Here is a 15749-nt window from a genome sequence, read left to right as displayed (position 1 = left end):
TGCCCACCCGCACAATCTGGTTAATTGCATTTCGCCCTGAGGCAAGGACATTTCAGGCCGGTCTCCGGACTCATGAGCGGTTTTCACCTGCTGAACACCTTCCCGTAATGACTACAGTGGTTAAACGTTCAGCGTTAACTCATTTACCGTTGCGGGGGCAGTGTCGGCTTTATCTTCAGCGTTAAAGATGCACCGACTTCCCGTTTCATCGCTTTCGCGACACCTGAAACTGCCGACAGAATAAGGATCGGCACGGCTTATTGTCAATTTGAAAGTAATCCATTTTCTTTATTTAATTTGACGATATATCAAGCGCCATTTAAGATTCGCGCCTCTTCAGGTGCTTTGATATTTATCTGAGTTAAACGGGAAGTTGGTGCAAAACCAACACTGCCCCCGCAACGGTAAGCGTTGAAAAGTGCATCCAATCAGCCACTGCGAATTAATCGTGGGAAGGCGGATGCATCGGCTTAGGCCACAACGTGAGTCCGGATACCGGCCTGAAGTTCATCACAGCCTTTGTGCTGTGTGACTTTATCAACCTGGATCGCGGGTGAGCGTATCCCAAGGAGACAAAATGAAACCTTCTACAAAGGCAATGCCTTTGCGTGTCTGTGCGCGTCTGACTCTGGCGGCACTGGCGACTTCTGCTTTCACTGTTCCGGCCCACGCTGAACATCAATCTTTTGACCCTATCACTGTGACTGCCAACCGAATGCCTACGGATAACGCGCTGGCACCACATTCGGTGATTAGCCGTGCCGATATTGAGCGTTTGCAAATTCATGATTTGCCGACCTTGCTGGCACGTTTTCCCGGTATTGATATGAACAACAGCGGTGGACTTGGCAAAGCCAGTAGTATTTACATGCGCGGTACCAATGCCGGCCATGTGCTGGTGCTGGTGGATGGCGTGAAATGGCACTCGGCAACGTCTGGAACCACCTCGCTACAGGACTTTCCTGTCAATCAGATTGAGCGTATTGAAATTGTGCGTGGTCCGCGTTCAGGCTTGTACGGCTCTGAGGCAATTGGCGGTGTGATTCAGATCTTCACTCGACAGGGCCGCAATCAAAGCCCAACCCCTTATGCTTCTGTAGGCTTTGGCAAACACAATACAAAACAAGCCAGCGGTGGTGTCAGTGGTGGCAATGAAAGCACACGCTATCATCTGAATTTCAGCCATTTATCAACCGACGGCATTGATGCGCGGGTGAATGCAAACCCGGATCGTGACGGCTATCGCAACAACAGTCTGTCAGCAAGAATCAGTCATGATGTGACAGACAGATGGAGCGTAGGCGCCAACTTTTTAAGGACTCAATCGCGCAATGAATATGACAGCCTGTCACCAACTGCCGACTTTTACGCTGATAATGTGCAGCAAGTACTCGGTGTAAATACCTCAGTTCAACTCACTGACTCATGGTTGATGGCATTAAACCTGTCTGAATCCAGAGATGAGGGAGAGAACTTTCGGGACCGTCAGCCGGATGGCACTTTCAATACCCGGCATCGTTATGCCAGTCTGGTGAATACTTTTGTGCTCACGCCGCAACACACCTTGAATATCGGTCTTGATTACGATCACGACCGAGTGGTGTCTTCCACCGATTATCAGGAAGACTCGCGGGACAATAAGGCAGTGTTTGTCAGCTGGCAGGGGCATCAAGATCGCCATAACTGGTTGTTAAGTGTGCGTCATGATGACAATCAGGCCTTTGGCGAAAAAACCACGGGCACCGCGGATTGGGGCTACCAGCTGACTCAATCACTGCAGATTGTAGCCAATGTCGGCACTGGCTTTAAAGCACCCACCTTCAACCAGCTGTATTGGCCAGATACGCCAGGCTTTATCGGTAATCCTGACTTGAAACCGGAAAAGTCCAAAAACTATGGCATTGGTTTGATGGGCAATGCGAATTGGGGAAGCTGGGGGCTGCATGCCTATCAGAACAAGGTTCGTGATTTGCTGGTATATCAATTTCCGACTACAGAGAATGTAGATGAGGCCAAAATTACCGGGCTGGAGTTTGATTTGGCGACCACATTGCTGGATTGGCAGATTCAATTCAATGCCAGTGTCTTGAAACCAAAAGACGAGACGACCGGAAACATATTGCCTCGCCGAGCTCAACGCATGGCCAATTTGCATCTGGATCGTCAGTTTGGCAACTGGCTGCTTGGCGGTAGCTGGAAAGTGACGGGGCATCGTTTTGATGATGCGGCCAATAACACCCGCTTAAGTGGTTATGAAGTGGTGGATTTCCGCTTGGCCTATCAGATTGATTCTGACTGGTCGGTAAAACTCAACGCGATGAATGTTTTTGACCGGGACTACCAGACCGTCAATAACTTCAACAGTCTTGGGCGAACTTATATGCTGTCATTGCATTATCAACCTTAAACCAGCGGCAAAAGATGCTCAGTCGAAATCGGCTGAGCATCGCCTTTGCAGATTATTTCGCAGGCACTGAGAGGCTACCGTTTAACAATGACATTGTTGATTGATTTGATGCGGCATGGTGAACCACGGGGCGGCACATGCTACCGAGGACAGTTGGACGATCCGCTCAGTGAACGTGGCTGGCAACAAATGCGCGCTGCGACCGCCAATGCCGCGCCCTGGGATTATATTGTCAGCTCAAGCTTGAGACGTTGTGCTGATTTTGCTCAGACGCTTGCTCAGCAACATAATATTCCGCTACAACTGAGTGCGCAGTTCACCGAGATTGGTTTTGGCGATTGGGAAGGAAAAACGGCCGAGCAACTGGAACAGCATGATAAAAAAGCCTTTTATGCTTTTTACGATGATCCGGTCAACAATACGCCGGCCAATGCGGAACCACTGAAAGATTTTCAGCGGCGCATTCAACAAGCGTGGCATGAATTACTGACCAGACATAGCGATCAGCACATCTTGCTGGTCGCTCATGCTGGCGTGATTCGGATGATAGTTGCCGAGGTGTTGGAAATGCCGTTAACAGCCATGTTCCGTATTCAGGTGCCCTATGCGGCAATCAGCCGTATTCAGGTGTACCGTGACGATTCAAAATTCCATGCACAACTACAGTTTCATGCAGGCAGTCTGAGATAAGCGGCCTCTATCTGCGCTTATGAGCTTTACGCCGACTCTGGTTCTGGTGCGTAGATGCCCCGCAGGTTTTGCACATCTGCCTTGGGTGGGGCACCAAATAACCGACTGTACTCCCGACTGAAATGCGACGGACTTTCATATCCAACGCGATAGCTGGCAGTGGCCGCTTCAATGCCTTCGACCAGCATTAATCGGCGGGCTTCAAGCAGGCGTAACTTTTTCTGAAATTGCAGTGGTGACATATGCGTCACTTGCTTGAAATTATGGTACAGCGTCGATTCACTCATATTGACAGCTTCGGCCAGTTCCCGGATACGCAGCGGTTTGGTGTATTGGTCTTTCAGAATAGAAATGACATTGGAAATCCGGTGTGATTGAGAATCGGTCGCAGAAAACTGGCGCATCCGGGATCCCATTTCACCGATCAATGCTCGATAGATGATTTCTCTGCGTATTGAAGGAGCGAGTATCGCAATGTCTCTGGGCGAATTGAGTAGATTCAGCAGCCGATATAAGGCATCTTGCATTTGCTCATCCATCTGGGCGATGGATAGACCGCACTCGGGGCAGCTGTCAGGCGCAGCCAGTGGCGGCGCCTTGTCGCCCAACTCCACCAGCAGATTGGCAACTTCCTGAGGATCCACTTTTAGTTTTGCCCCTATAAACGGGCGTTCACGAGAAGCTTCGGTAACTCTTCGCATGACAGGCAGATGAACGGAGCTGGCCATGTATGCCATAGCGGAATGAGTAATTTCATGATCACCCAACTGGATTTTCATATCGCCTTGAATCACAAAACAGATGCATGGCTCAAATACGCCAGAAGCGCAGCTGACCGGTTCTTCAAACCGAAATAACTCGACACCGTTGATTTCAGTCGCAAGAATGCCTTCCGCAGCCGTCAGCTGTTCAGTAATGCTGACCAGGCGTTGTTGATTCGGCGCCAAGTTTCCTGCGAGCGTCTGAATAGTGGCAGTCATGGGTACCTCTCCCTGTTGGCGACAGTATAGCTCGGCAATCTGAGCAACGAACGGGTTTTCCATTTTTTGCAGAATCAGGCAATGACGCTGGAGAAACCAGCAATCACAAAAGTCCGTTTAAAACAAACCTGCAGTAACAGGCAAGTTTCCCATAGTAACCCGCTATCAGTTTCAGTTACACATTCTCTAAGCTTATGCCTCCTGCTGTAGAGCAGTGCTTGTTTTCATGGTCACTCACTTGTCACGGCTTAAGGGCAATATGCTTTTGAGTGCGCTGAAATATCAAGTGAAATGTCGAGTTTTTCCCGGCTGAAACGACTTATGTAATGAACCAACGATAACTTGGCGTTCAGGCCATGCATTGCATGGCTCAATCAATGGAGAGAAAAGATGAAATGCCTGACGGAAATTACGCTGCGAAACTATCGCCGAATCACACTTCCTTTTGTACTGATAGTGCTGCTGGCCGGTTGCCAGGCGCAGAGTGATGAAGAATTCGCTGTAATGCCACCTCCACCGGAAGTGGATGTTGCCGAAGTGATTCACGAGCCGGTGCTTATCTGGCGGCGCTTTACCGGGCGGGTGGCTGCACCTGAAACGGTGGATTTGCGTCCGCGGGTAAGCGGTTATATCGACGAGGTTGCTTTTGAAGAAGGCGCGCTGGTAGAGGCTGGTGACCTGTTGTTTCAGATCGACCCGCGTCCCTACAAGGCACGTCAGCAAGCTGCTCGGGCAGAGTTGGCTTTAACTCAAAGTCAGTTGCAACTGGCTAAGAGTGAGGCTGTGCGGGCAGAAACATTGTTGCAGAATCGAGCCATATCCAGAGAAGAATATGACCAGCGTAGTGCTGCATTAATCAGTGCTCAGGCACGCGTTGAGGTCGCTCAGGCGACACTGTTGGTCGCAGATCTGGATTTGCAATACACGCGGATTATTGCACCTGTCAGTGGTCGAGTGGGCCGTGCATTGGCAACGCGAGGCAATCTGGCAAATGCTGATCAAACCTTGCTGACCACGCTGGTCTCGGTCAACCCGCTACATGTTTATTTTGAAACTGATGACAAGTCAGGATTCAGCAGTCAGCGCTTGCTGGCCGAGGGTGGTTCCCGTGCTGTTCGTATTACGCTGGGCAATGATGAGAACCACAGATTTCACGGCGAATTGGACTTTGTTGATAATCAACTGAATTCGGGCACCGGGACGCTGCAATATCGGGCAGTGCTTGACAATGCGCAAGGCCTTATCAAACCGGGGCAGTTTGCCAGAGTCGAGATGCCCGTCGCTGCATTGGACGCCGCGTTAATGATCAGTCGCAAAGCTATTTTGACAGATCAGGATAGACGTTATGTTTATCTAGTGGATGAACACAATCGGGTTGTCCCCAGACAGGTGACCACCGGCGATCAGGTGGATGATCAGCTGGTGATTACCGAGGGACTCAGCAAGGGTGATCTTGTCATTGTGAATGGCATTCAAAGAGTGTTTGCTCCAGGCATGGAGGTCAGCCCGAACCGGGTAGCCATGCGTGAGGCGTCGCTTGATACGCTTGCCCGGTCGGTGGAGCTGTCACAATGAATGTGTCACGCTTTTTTGTCGACCGGCCGATCTTTGCGGCGGTACTGTCGATCATTATTTTGGTATTGGGTCTGATCTCTATCCCCAATATTCCGATCAGTGAATATCCGGAAGTGGCGCCACCATCAGTGATGGTACGAACGGTCTATCCCGGTGCCAATCCAAAGGAAATTTCTGAAACTGTGGCAACACCGCTGGAAGAGGCGATTAGCGGTGTTGAGGACATGATGTACTTCAAGTCTGTGGCAGGTTCAGATGGTGTGTTGCAACTGACGGTGACATTTCGTCCTGGTACCGATGCCGAGGCTGCAACGGTTCGGGTGCAAAACCGGGTCAGTCAGGCGCTGGCACGTCTGCCTGAGGAGGTGCGTCGTCAAGGGGTGACCACGCAGAAACAATCACCGACGTTTCTGATGGTGGTTCACCTGACCTCACCTGACGGCAGTTACGACACCTTATACCTGCGAAATTATGCCCGCTTGCATGTGCGGGATCGTCTGGCGCGAATTCAAGGGGTGGGCGATGCCCAGATTTTCGGTGGCGGAGACTACGCCATGCGAGCCTGGCTGGATCCTGAACGGATAGCTGAATTTGGTCTGACAGCCAGTGATGTTGTCCGGGCGATGCGTGAACAGAATGTTCAGGTGTCAGCCGGTCAGCTTGGAGCTGAGCCGGTTCCAAACAGTGATTTTCTGACATTGATCAACGCGCGTGGTCGATTGGAAACCCCGGAAGAATTTGGTGATATCGTGCTCAAGCGAGGCGATCAGGGGGAAATACTGCGATTGGCGGATGTGGCCCGTCTGGAGATGGGCGCCGGTGACTATACCTTGCGTTCCCAGCTTAATGGCGAAGAAGCAGTTGCCATCGGTATTTTTCAGGCCCCCGGAGCTAATGCACTACAGATCCGCAATGATGTGATTGCCACCATGGACGAGCTGGCCGGTTCATTTCCAGCCGGGGTGCAGTACCAGTCGGTGTACGACACCACCATCTTTGTCAGGGATTCGATCAAGTCGGTGATAGCGACGCTACTGGAAGCGGTATTGCTGGTGGTGTTGGTGGTCACGCTTTTTTTACAAACCTGGCGGGCATCGATTATTCCATTGCTGGCGGTACCGGTGTCAGTGATTGGTACCTTTGGTGCGCTGTATATGCTGGGCTATTCCATCAACACCCTGACGCTGTTCGGACTGGTGCTGGCGATTGGCATTGTGGTGGATGATGCCATCGTGGTGGTGGAAAACGTTGAGCGAAATATTGCCGAGGGCCTCGCGCCGCTGGCGGCGGCACATCAGGCGATGCGCGAAGTGTCAGGACCGATTATTGCGATAGGTCTGGTGTTGTGTGCGGTGTTTATTCCCATGGCTTTTCTGTCGGGTGTTACCGGACAGTTTTACCGGCAGTTTGCGGTGACAATCGCTATTTCCACGGTGATCTCCACCATTAATTCGCTGACCCTGTCACCGGCACTGGCGGCGATGCTGCTTAAGCCACATGGTGCTCCGAAAGATCGGCTGACACGGATTATTGATAGTTTGTTTGGCTGGGTATTTCGTCCTTTTAACCGCTTTTTCAATGCCAGTTCGGAAAAGTATCAACGCGGCGTGTCGCGCTCATTACATCGGCGAGGCATGGTATTTGTAGTTTACGCCTTGCTGCTGACCAGCACCGGTTTGATGTTCAAAGTAGTGCCCCCGGGTTTTATTCCAAGTCAGGACAAGCTTTATCTGATTGCCGGGGTCAAATTGCCGGAGGGCGCATCACTGGAGCGTACTGATCAGTTACTGCAACAAGTCACTGATATTGCCATGCAAACCGAGGGTGTTGAACATTCGGTGGCATTTCCGGGATTGAACGCTTTGCAATTTACCAACACTTCCAATACGGGTGTGGTGTTCTTTCCGCTCAAGCCATTTAATCAGCGAAATCTCAGTGCCGCAGAGATCAACGCTCGGATTAATCAGCAAATCAGCGAGCTGAAGGATGGCATTACCTTTTCCTTTATGCCACCGCCCATTCAGGGGCTGGGTAATAGCTCCGGCTACCAGTTGTTTATTGAAGATCGAGGGAATCTGGGCTTTGGTGCCTTGCAGGATGCGGTGGTTCATTTCCAGGGGGCAGTGATGCAGACGCCTGGAATGGGCTATCCGGTGACCAGTTATCAGGCCAACGTGCCGCAACTGGATGCCGAGGTGGATCGACATAAAGCCAAGGCTCAAGGGGTTCCGCTAACCGAGCTGTTTGATACTTTGCAAACCTATCTTGGCTCTACTTATGTTAATGACTTCAACCGTTTTGGTCGCACCTGGCAAGTGATTGCCCAGGCTGATGCGCCTTATCGTAACAGTGTTGAAGATATTGCCCGATTGCGGACACGCAATGATCAGGGTGAGATGGTGCCGATTGGTTCGATGGTCAATATTCGGGAGAGTTTTGGTCCCGATCCGGTACTCAGATACAACGGTTATCCGGCGGCAGATTTGGCCGGAGATGCCGACCCGCGACTATTGTCATCTTCGCAAGTCATGGATGTGTTGACGGCGCTGGCCGGAGAGGTTTTACCGCCCGGTATGGACTTTGAGTGGACGGATCTGAGTTATCAGCAGGCGACCCAGAGCAATGCCGCCTTGGTGGTATTTCCATTGGCGATTCTATTGGTGTTTCTGGTGTTAGCCGCACTCTACGAAAGCTGGACATTGCCATTGGCCGTGATTCTGATTGTGCCGATGTGCATGTTGTCAGCGTTGATTGGTGTCTGGTTCGGCGGCGGCGATAACAATATTTTTGTTCAGGTGGGACTGGTGGTGTTGATTGGACTTGCCTGTAAAAACGCCATTTTGATTGTCGAGTTTGCCCGGGATCTGGAGTTGCAGGGGCGAGGTATTGTGGAGGCTGCACTGGAAGCCTGTCGATTACGTTTACGGCCGATCATTATGACGTCAATCACCTTCACCGCTGCCGTGCTGCCATTGGTGGTGGCGACAGGCGCTGGCGCAGAAGTTCGCCAGGCACTGGGAACCGCTGTTTTTGCCGGCATGATCGGCGTGACGCTATTTGGTTTGTTCCTGACGCCGGTGTTTTATGTGGCATTGCGCAAACTTTCCGGAGGTCATCCACTGAAAGGGCAGCACAGCTCGGCATTGGCTCCGGTTGTGGAACATGACAAGGACGCGATACCGGGAGGTGCGCATGCGTAAATTAATGATGTTGACCGGTGCCTTAGCCATAGTCACAGGCTGTGCGGTGATCCCGGAGTATCAGGCACCGGATTCACCACAACCGGAAGCTTTTTCGGAATGGGCCACCACGGTTGCCGGTGTGACAGATCAGCAGCGTTTCTGGCAAGGTTTTAATGATCCTGTACTGGCTGCACTGATTGAACAGACATTGCATGCCAACCATGATCTTGAAGTGGCAGTGGCCAGATATGAGCAGGCCGCAGCACTGCTTTATGGTGCCAACAGAGACCGGTGGCCGAGTGTCACGGCCAATGCTTCTGTCGCCGAAATGCGTCTGGCAGAGGCTGAACAGTCGGCACCTGGTGTCGGACCCGGACATGTTCAGCGTTATCAGGCGGGCCTGGCGGCGAATTGGGAACTGGATTTTTTTGGCCGTCTCAAGAGCGCTTCACAAGCTCAGCAGGCAGAACTGGAAGCCGCGGGTGCTGATCTCGGTGCCTTGCAGGTGGCGCTGACAGGACAGCTTGCCAACAGCTATTTCGAACTGCGAGGCTTACAGCAGCAATATCAGGTAGCACATCGAAGCGTCGCCTTGCAGCAACAATCTCTGGATATTATTGCTGCTAGATTTGAAGCCGGTCGGGGAACAGAGTTTGATCTGGTTCGGGCGCATGCTTTGCTGGATCGAACACGTGCCGAATTACCGGCCTTGCAGGCGGATATTCGTGCGGCAATGCACCGAATAGCCGTGCTGACAGGGCAACCACCTACCACCCTGATAGCGCAGTTATCAGATCAGCGAGCGCTGCCTGATGTGTTGCCAGTTATCCCTGTGGACAGTCCGGGTGAGGTACTGCGTCGTCGTCCTGATATTGCGGCGGCAGAGCGACGTTTGGCTGCTGCTACCTCACGCATTGGAGTGGCGACAGCAGACTTGTTCCCACGCTTTACTCTGAGCGGACTTTTGGGTTCCATTGCCACGGATAGTGCTGACTTGTTTTCCGGTTCGGCAAACTCGCGTCAAATTGCATTGGGTATCGACTGGACTTTTTTGGATCATGACAAGGTCAGGGCACGTATTGATGCCGCAGGCGCTGAGAGTCGGGCTGCGCTTGCTGCCTATCAGCAGACTGTGCTGGAAGCGCTTGAGGAAGTGGAAACCCGCTTGGTTCGCTATCAACGAGCCCAGGAAAGAGAAAATCATCTCGAGAGTGCGATGCTCAACTCCGAGAAAGCGGTTGAACTGGCGCGCTCTCGTTACGAAGAGGGTTTCATTGGCTATTTTGAAGTGCTGACCGCTGAACAGGAGTATGTCGTGACTCGGGATCAGGCGGTACGCAGCCGCACAGAAGTCACCTTGGCGATGGTGGATATTTATCGTGCTTTGGTTGGGCCACCGGGCTAAGCCGTCATTCACTGATGAAAGCTTAGTACTGACCGATCAAAACGGAGTTATCAGCATGAGTATTGAAGGGATTTATCTTGTAAAAATTATCGCTGTTGGTATCGGTGCGACGGTGATTATGGATCTGTGGGCACTTATGTTGAGACGCGTGTTCAAGGTAATGTCGCTCAATTTCTGTCTGGTCGGGCGTTGGCTGATTTATATGCGCGACGGTGTGTTTCGACACAAAAGCATTATGTCAGCACAAGCCAAACCGGCGGAGTGCGCCGTTGGCTGGCTGGCACATTATGCGATCGGCATTGTTTTCGCGTTCGCCTTGTTGCTGATGACCTCTCCAAGCTGGTTGGATCAACCGACTATTCTGCCTGCCTTGCTGACGGGGCTGGTGACGATCAGCATTCCGTTTTTTATCATGCAGCCGGCCTTTGGTATGGGGATCGCCGCTGCAAAAACGCCCAAACCTGGACAAGCAAGATTGCGAAGCCTGATGACGCACAGTGTATTCGGATTGGGTTTGTATCTGTCCGCGCTGGTTTTAAGCATTGTGTTCCAGGGCAGTTGATGCCTCCAGCACGGGCATTGGCAAACACAATCAAACACAGCAAGATTCGGATCGGCATTCAGTCGCTGATCATTTAGCATGGCCTGTATTGCAATTCACAAATATGAGCGCCTGTCTGATGTCGGATTATCAACGTATCGAAAAGGCAATGGCTTATCTGGTCGAGCATGCCACTAAACAGCCCAGTCTGGATGAGGTGGCCGCCCATGTTCATCTGAGCGCTTTTCACTTTCAGCGACTTTTTTGCCGCTGGGCAGGCACCACCCCTAAACGATTTTTGCAGGTGCTGACATTGGAGCGAGGCAAGCAGTTGCTCGACGATTCGCACTCGTTGCTTAATGTGTCACACCAGATCGGCTTGAGTGGCAGTTCAAGGTTACATGATCATTTTGTGCAACTGGAGGCCATGACGCCCGGCGAATATCAACAACAGGGCAAGCAACTTATTATCGAATATGGTGTTCACGCAACGCCGTTGGGCGAGATGTTTATCGCGATCACCCCGCGCGGAATTTGTCGGGCAGGATTTGTCGATTTTACCGACCTTGACGAGATGCTTGATGAGCTGAGAAAAACCTGGCCATTAAGTCTGATCCGGCAAAATAACCAATCGACCGGGCGTGTGCTGACTGATTTGCTGGGCAAGATGCAGCGTAGTGAATCAGGTCCAGTCTCGGTCCATGTGCGCGGCACCAACTTTCAAATTGCAGTGTGGCGGGCGTTATTGAAAATTCCACCGGGTGAACTTGCCAGTTATGCCGAGGTGGCGGCAGCAATAGGATCACCCAAGGCAGCTCGTGCTGTAGGCAATGCCATTGGTGCCAATCCGGTGGCTTTGTTGATCCCCTGTCATCGGGTGATTCAGCAAAGTGGTGCTTTGGGTGGCTATCGTTGGGGACTGACCAAAAAACGCATGGTACAGATCTGGGAGCGAATGCATCTTGAATCGATAGATTAAACTGATTTTAGGAGGTCAATATGATTGCCTACACTATGGTGGGGACGCAGGATTTGGCTCGAGCGCAGGCATTTTATAATGCAGTGTTTGCAGAAATGGGCTGGGATGTCTGTTGGCAGGATGAAGCATCGATCTCATTCGGCAAAGCCGATGATCTGAGTTTTCCCCGATTCTTTGTCGGTTATCCGTTTGATGGCAACACGGCCAGCACAGGCAATGGTGTAATGACCGCATTCCGTGTCACGCAGGCAGCAATCGTCAACACGCTATACAACACGGCAATGCAAGCAGGTGGCAGCGACGAGGGAGCACCGGGCTATCGACCACAATATGGCGAGGGCTTTTATGCTGCCTATGTCAGAGATCCCGACGGCAACAAGCTGGCATTTGTTGTCTATGCCTGAAATTCAAACTTGCAAAGCACTGTAAAACGATATTGTATTATTTGCCGGTAACAGCAAAGTAAGCGCCTACTACGACAGATACTGCGCCGCTGATAATGAACCACATGGTCTCATCGGTAAATCGGCCTGTGACAGCTTCGGTCAACTGGTCGCCGATGGATTGTGAGGATTGCCAGCCGAAATAGAGCAGAATTGCGCCTATGACCAATAAAATCATACCGAGCAGTCGTGTGTTTGCCATGCCTGAACCTCCATTGGTGTGAAGGTTGAGGTTACGCTTGAAGGTGTTGACTGGCAAACCGACCAGGGCGTGATCGTCCAGTGAAAGGGTTGGGCACACCGAAAATCGATGCGCCCTGTGTGTTGTTAGCGGGGAGCGTTGGCCTGTTTGAGAATTTGGGTAAGACCCGCGACAGCACCACCGATACCGGCCAGTTCTGCCGGTATGATCATGGTGTTGTTTTCTTTGGCCAGGTTGCCAAACTCTTTTACGTACTGTTCAGCGACGCGCAGGCTGACGGCTTCCTGTCCGCCCGGCTCATTGATGGCCGAGGCAATTTTCCGTAAACCTTCGGCGGTAGCCACGGCAATCAGTTCGATCTCGCGAGCACGACCTTCGGCTTCGTTGATTTGACGCATTTTGTCACCTTCGGAAACGTTGACCATTTCCTGACGTTGACCTTCGGAGACGTTGATCATGGCCTGACGTTCACCTTCGGAACGGGCAATGGCGGCACGACGTTCACGCTCGGCACGCATTTGTTGTTCCAATGCATCTTTAATGCTGTCTGGCAGGCTGATATCAGAAATCTCGTAACGCAATACCTTGATGCCCCAGGGTGAGGCGGCTTCGTCAACAACCTGGACGACTTCTTCGTTGATTTTGGCGCGCTCTTCAAAGGTTTTATCCAGGTCGATCTGACCAATCACCGAACGCATGGTGGTCTGAGCCAACTGTGCAGCCGCGTAGCGATAGTCCTGAATGCCGTAACTGGCTTTCTGGGCATCAATCACTTGCAAATAGAGTACGCCGTTGACGCCGACCTGGATGTTGTCCTTGGTAACACATTCCTGACGATCAACATCAATCACTTCTTCTTTCAAAGTATGCCGATAAGCCAGTTTGTCGATAAACGGGATCAGAATATGGAAGCCTGAATCCAGCGTGCGGGAGTATTTACCCAGCCGCTCGATGATGAAGTTGGAACGTTGTGGCACCACCACTGCAGATTTGATGACTGCAATGACAACCGCGGCGGCAAGGCCAAGCGAGATAATAAGACCGATATCCATGAATTGAGCTCCTTTGCGTGGATTTGATTGAAAGTTATTGGGGAGGGTGTTTGCTGACGGTCAAGTGAATGCCGTTATTGGCGACGATCCATACGCGGTCGCCTTTGCTGATCACATCATCACTGGCCAGACTTTGCGCATCCCAGGCAACGCCATTGAGGGTAATGCGACCTTTGCCCTGTGAAAAATCACTGGCTGCCATCGCTTCCTCTCCGAGATTTTCGCGGAAAGTTTTGTGGCTATCGTCTTTATCTGCGACATCACCAACCAGATAGCGCTTCAACCTGGCGCGACTGGTAAACAGAAATAACAGGCTGAAAAAGCTGAACAGGACAAACTGCATTTCTGCAGAGTGAATCACACCTGCCCAGAGCAAAATGCCCACCAGCACCGCAGCAGCCCCGAAAAATACAGCAACGATACTGGTCGCCAGCAGCTCGGATAAGATCAGCAGCAGGCCTAAAATGACCCAGATTAGCGCAGTATCCATGTCTGTTTCCTCACGAGAGCCTGAATTGGAAGTGGTCATTGTGGCGGCAGTTTGCCTCTGACTCAACTGCTAATGGAGTTTACGAGCCCAGGCCATTGTTTAACAGGGGCGATCAGCAGATAATCGGTTTTATTGTGCACTGGTTCATAACTCGGAGGCGGTAATGAAACAAATTGCAGTAACTATGGTAGCTGGATGGCTGATATTACTCACGGGCTGCGCATTGAACACCTCGGGAGTCAGAACGGTGGGGCCGGATACCTACAACGTGATGACTGATGATATGAATGCTTCTACCGCCAAAGGTGCAGCTCTGGAACAGGCAGAACGTCACTGTGCCGAGATGGGCAAGCAGGTATTGGTCAGCAAAATCAGTATGCGCAAACGCATGCGCTACACCTACGATGTCACTTTTTTATGCCTGAATGAAGGCGATCCCAAACTTGTGCGGCCTGAATATGAAACCATTATCGAAGTTCAATAAACTTCTGCTTGTTATTGCTGCGGCGCTGATACTCAGCGCTTGTAGTGATGATGTTGCAGAGCCGACCCTGGCGGCCCCGGAAGGAATTCAAATGCACTGTGGCCAACAGTGGATCACTGTTGAATATTCAGGCGAAGAAATCGTACTGCAACTAGGCGACAACAGTATGGCGCTACAACCGGCGATGAGTGCATCCGGTGCCCGGTTTGAGTCGGCAAGCGATGATGACACCGTATTCTGGAGCAAAGGTAATACGGCGCAATTACGCTGGAAAGGTCAGCAATATCCTCAATGTGTTGTTTTCGGTACGCTGGCCGAGCCTTTTCAGGCACGTGGCAACGAACCCTTCTGGAGTATCACCTTGCATCACGGCCAGCTGGCCCTGCTGCAACCCGGTGAATCAGAGCAGGTCATTGCTGCCAACCAGCAATCAATGGACACGGCCGGCCAGGTTTTGATTGAGTCGGATGATAATTCGATTTCGGCGCTGGTGGTACCCGGCGTCTGCAATGACACCATGACCGGCATGCCTTATCCCTACCATGTTGCATTTAACCTGGCGGGGCGGGAATTGAAAGGCTGTGGCGGTCAACCCGAACAGTTGTTACAGGGCGTGCATTGGCAAGTTGTCGAGATCTTGAATCAACCGCTGCACGCAGATTCCAGCCTCAGCCTGTCTTTTTCAAGCGACGAGCAATTGAGTGGTGATGCGGGCTGTAATCGTTTTGGTGCTCAGTATTCACTGACGGGAGAAGGACTGGATGTCGGTGCACTGGTCACAACCCGGCGAGCGTGTGATCAAGCGCTGATGCAACAGGAGCAGACATTTCTCGATGCCTTGTCACAAGTCACAGGCTTTGATGTCACGCTGGATGGTCAGTTGTGGTTGCTGGCCGCAGAACAACCGGTGATCGTGGCGCAGTTGCATGGCAAGCATACGGCCAGACTGATGTCGGTGATGGCGTTATTGGATCAGGATCTGCCGCCGTTGGCATTGGTGTTTGAGTGAAAAACATTGGTTTATGCGGCTCCTTATTGTTGATACTGCTGCCGATGACTGTTTTGGCCGCGGATGATGAGCAATCACAATTGGATGCGGTCTGCGAAGCTGCCAGAGAAGTGCAGCTGGCACCACTCAGGCAAGCGCAGATAGCCGAATGCCAGACACTTTGGGATAAGTCGGAAGCAGAGTGTCAGCATTTTTATCGTGATTTTGGTGACCGCACTGCTGCCGGGCGATTGGCCATGTTCTATGACCTGCCTGAATGTGAAAAAGCCTTTGAATTCAGAACCCGGCAACGGCGTCCGGATTAGCCATC

Annotated in this window: 15 protein-coding genes and 2 riboswitches; of the genes, 11 read left to right on the top strand and 4 right to left on the bottom strand. The window is 51.7% G+C overall.

The features are described from left to right. Window positions 1-38 precede the first annotated feature (38 nt). Window positions 39-242: riboswitch (cobalamin riboswitch) on the bottom strand. A 79-nt stretch (window positions 243-321) separates the two neighbouring features. Further along, window positions 322-518: riboswitch (cobalamin riboswitch) on the top strand. Window positions 519-577: 59 nt separating this feature from the next. Both MPL1_RS02270 and cobC read left to right on the top strand, forming a co-directional pair. Further along, window positions 578-2407, top strand: coding sequence for a TonB-dependent receptor domain-containing protein (locus MPL1_RS02270; protein WP_009725509.1), 1830 nt, complete (start codon window positions 578-580; stop codon window positions 2405-2407). An 87-nt stretch (window positions 2408-2494) separates the two neighbouring features. Next, window positions 2495-3097, top strand: coding sequence for an alpha-ribazole phosphatase (gene cobC / locus MPL1_RS02265; RefSeq protein WP_009725508.1), 603 nt, complete (start codon window positions 2495-2497; stop codon window positions 3095-3097). Window positions 3098-3123: 26 nt separating this feature from the next. Here the strand turns inward: cobC and MPL1_RS02260 are convergent, their stop codons facing one another. After that, window positions 3124-4077 carry an AraC family transcriptional regulator gene (locus MPL1_RS02260; protein ID WP_009725507.1) on the bottom strand — a complete coding sequence of 318 codons (954 nt, stop codon included), beginning with the start codon at window positions 4075-4077 and terminating at the stop codon, window positions 3124-3126. Window positions 4078-4467: 390 nt separating this feature from the next. Here MPL1_RS02260 and MPL1_RS02255 point away from each other — a divergent pair, with 390 nt between their 5' ends. The 6 genes from MPL1_RS02255 to MPL1_RS02230 all read left to right on the top strand — a co-directional run bounded on the left by MPL1_RS02255 (window position 4468) and on the right by MPL1_RS02230 (window position 12163). After that, a complete protein-coding gene (locus MPL1_RS02255) occupies window positions 4468-5652 on the top strand; it encodes an efflux RND transporter periplasmic adaptor subunit (RefSeq protein WP_009725506.1) in 1185 nt (394 codons plus the stop codon). Beyond that, window positions 5649-8852: an efflux RND transporter permease subunit gene (locus tag MPL1_RS02250; RefSeq protein ID WP_009725505.1), complete on the top strand. Its 3204-nt coding sequence runs from the start codon at window positions 5649-5651 to the stop codon at window positions 8850-8852. The genes MPL1_RS02255 and MPL1_RS02250 overlap by 4 nt, the downstream gene beginning before the upstream one ends. Then, the gene (locus MPL1_RS02245) at window positions 8845-10239 is read left to right on the top strand and encodes an efflux transporter outer membrane subunit (RefSeq protein ID WP_009725504.1); all 1395 of its coding nucleotides are present in this window, start codon (window positions 8845-8847) and stop codon (window positions 10237-10239) included. Before MPL1_RS02250 ends, MPL1_RS02245 begins: the two co-directional genes overlap by 8 nt. A gap of 55 nt (window positions 10240-10294) precedes the next feature. Next, complete coding sequence (locus MPL1_RS02240; RefSeq protein WP_009725503.1) at window positions 10295-10801, top strand: DUF2938 domain-containing protein; 507 nt, start codon at window positions 10295-10297, stop codon at window positions 10799-10801. Between the two features lie 118 nt (window positions 10802-10919). Further along, window positions 10920-11759, top strand: a complete 840-nt coding sequence (locus MPL1_RS02235) for a methylated-DNA--[protein]-cysteine S-methyltransferase (protein WP_009725502.1) — start codon at window positions 10920-10922, stop codon at window positions 11757-11759. Window positions 11760-11779: 20 nt separating this feature from the next. After that, complete coding sequence (locus MPL1_RS02230) at window positions 11780-12163, top strand: VOC family protein (protein WP_009725501.1); 384 nt, start codon at window positions 11780-11782, stop codon at window positions 12161-12163. A gap of 37 nt (window positions 12164-12200) precedes the next feature. Here MPL1_RS02230 and MPL1_RS02225 read toward each other — a convergent pair whose 3' ends face one another. The 3 genes from MPL1_RS02225 to MPL1_RS02215 all read right to left on the bottom strand — a co-directional run bounded on the left by MPL1_RS02225 (window position 12201) and on the right by MPL1_RS02215 (window position 13946). Further along, window positions 12201-12404 (bottom strand): DUF3185 family protein, encoded by a 204-nt coding sequence (locus MPL1_RS02225; protein WP_040576784.1) that lies wholly within the window; start codon window positions 12402-12404, stop codon window positions 12201-12203. A 125-nt stretch (window positions 12405-12529) separates the two neighbouring features. Next, window positions 12530-13456 (bottom strand): SPFH domain-containing protein, encoded by a 927-nt coding sequence (locus MPL1_RS02220; RefSeq protein ID WP_009725499.1) that lies wholly within the window; start codon window positions 13454-13456, stop codon window positions 12530-12532. A 34-nt stretch (window positions 13457-13490) separates the two neighbouring features. Then, a complete protein-coding gene (locus tag MPL1_RS02215; RefSeq protein ID WP_009725498.1) occupies window positions 13491-13946 on the bottom strand; it encodes an NfeD family protein in 456 nt (151 codons plus the stop codon). 163 nt (window positions 13947-14109) lie between these two features. Between MPL1_RS02215 and MPL1_RS02210 the strand changes: the two genes are divergently transcribed. From MPL1_RS02210 to MPL1_RS02200, 3 genes are read left to right on the top strand one after another with little or no spacing between them, the layout of a single operon-like run. After that, the gene (locus MPL1_RS02210; protein ID WP_009725497.1) at window positions 14110-14430 is read left to right on the top strand and encodes a hypothetical protein; all 321 of its coding nucleotides are present in this window, start codon (window positions 14110-14112) and stop codon (window positions 14428-14430) included. Then, the gene (locus MPL1_RS02205) at window positions 14405-15439 is read left to right on the top strand and encodes an META domain-containing protein (RefSeq protein WP_009725496.1); all 1035 of its coding nucleotides are present in this window, start codon (window positions 14405-14407) and stop codon (window positions 15437-15439) included. Before MPL1_RS02210 ends, MPL1_RS02205 begins: the two co-directional genes overlap by 26 nt. Then, window positions 15436-15744, top strand: coding sequence for a hypothetical protein (locus MPL1_RS02200; protein ID WP_009725495.1), 309 nt, complete (start codon window positions 15436-15438; stop codon window positions 15742-15744). The genes MPL1_RS02205 and MPL1_RS02200 overlap by 4 nt, the downstream gene beginning before the upstream one ends. The last annotated feature ends 5 nt before the right edge of the window (window positions 15745-15749 follow it).

Source organism: Methylophaga lonarensis MPL (genome assembly GCF_000349205.1).
Classification (GTDB): domain Bacteria; phylum Pseudomonadota; class Gammaproteobacteria; order Nitrosococcales; family Methylophagaceae; genus Methylophaga; species Methylophaga lonarensis.
This window is presented reverse-complemented; position numbering and strand designations above follow the sequence as displayed.

What these genes read in the sequence shown, in the direction of transcription:
- MPL1_RS02220 (WP_009725499.1), bottom strand. Translation starts at nt 13,456, where the DNA reads ATGGATATCGGTCTTATTATCTCGCTTGGCCTTGCCGCCGCGGTTGTC.
- MPL1_RS02215 (WP_009725498.1), bottom strand. Translation starts at nt 13,946, where the DNA reads ATGGATACTGCGCTAATCTGGGTCATTTTAGGCCTGCTGCTGATCTTA.
- MPL1_RS02240 (WP_009725503.1), top strand. Translation starts at nt 10,295, where the DNA reads ATGAGTATTGAAGGGATTTATCTTGTAAAAATTATCGCTGTTGGTATC.
- cobC (WP_009725508.1), top strand. Translation starts at nt 2,495, where the DNA reads ATGACATTGTTGATTGATTTGATGCGGCATGGTGAACCACGGGGCGGC.
- MPL1_RS02205 (WP_009725496.1), top strand. Translation starts at nt 14,405, where the DNA reads ATGAAACCATTATCGAAGTTCAATAAACTTCTGCTTGTTATTGCTGCG.
- MPL1_RS02210 (WP_009725497.1), top strand. Translation starts at nt 14,110, where the DNA reads ATGAAACAAATTGCAGTAACTATGGTAGCTGGATGGCTGATATTACTC.
- MPL1_RS02230 (WP_009725501.1), top strand. Translation starts at nt 11,780, where the DNA reads ATGATTGCCTACACTATGGTGGGGACGCAGGATTTGGCTCGAGCGCAG.
- MPL1_RS02235 (WP_009725502.1), top strand. Translation starts at nt 10,920, where the DNA reads ATGTCGGATTATCAACGTATCGAAAAGGCAATGGCTTATCTGGTCGAG.
- MPL1_RS02260 (WP_009725507.1), bottom strand. Translation starts at nt 4,077, where the DNA reads ATGACTGCCACTATTCAGACGCTCGCAGGAAACTTGGCGCCGAATCAA.
- MPL1_RS02250 (WP_009725505.1), top strand. Translation starts at nt 5,649, where the DNA reads ATGAATGTGTCACGCTTTTTTGTCGACCGGCCGATCTTTGCGGCGGTA.
- MPL1_RS02245 (WP_009725504.1), top strand. Translation starts at nt 8,845, where the DNA reads ATGCGTAAATTAATGATGTTGACCGGTGCCTTAGCCATAGTCACAGGC.
- MPL1_RS02255 (WP_009725506.1), top strand. Translation starts at nt 4,468, where the DNA reads ATGAAATGCCTGACGGAAATTACGCTGCGAAACTATCGCCGAATCACA.
- MPL1_RS02225 (WP_040576784.1), bottom strand. Translation starts at nt 12,404, where the DNA reads ATGGCAAACACACGACTGCTCGGTATGATTTTATTGGTCATAGGCGCA.
- MPL1_RS02270 (WP_009725509.1), top strand. Translation starts at nt 578, where the DNA reads ATGAAACCTTCTACAAAGGCAATGCCTTTGCGTGTCTGTGCGCGTCTG.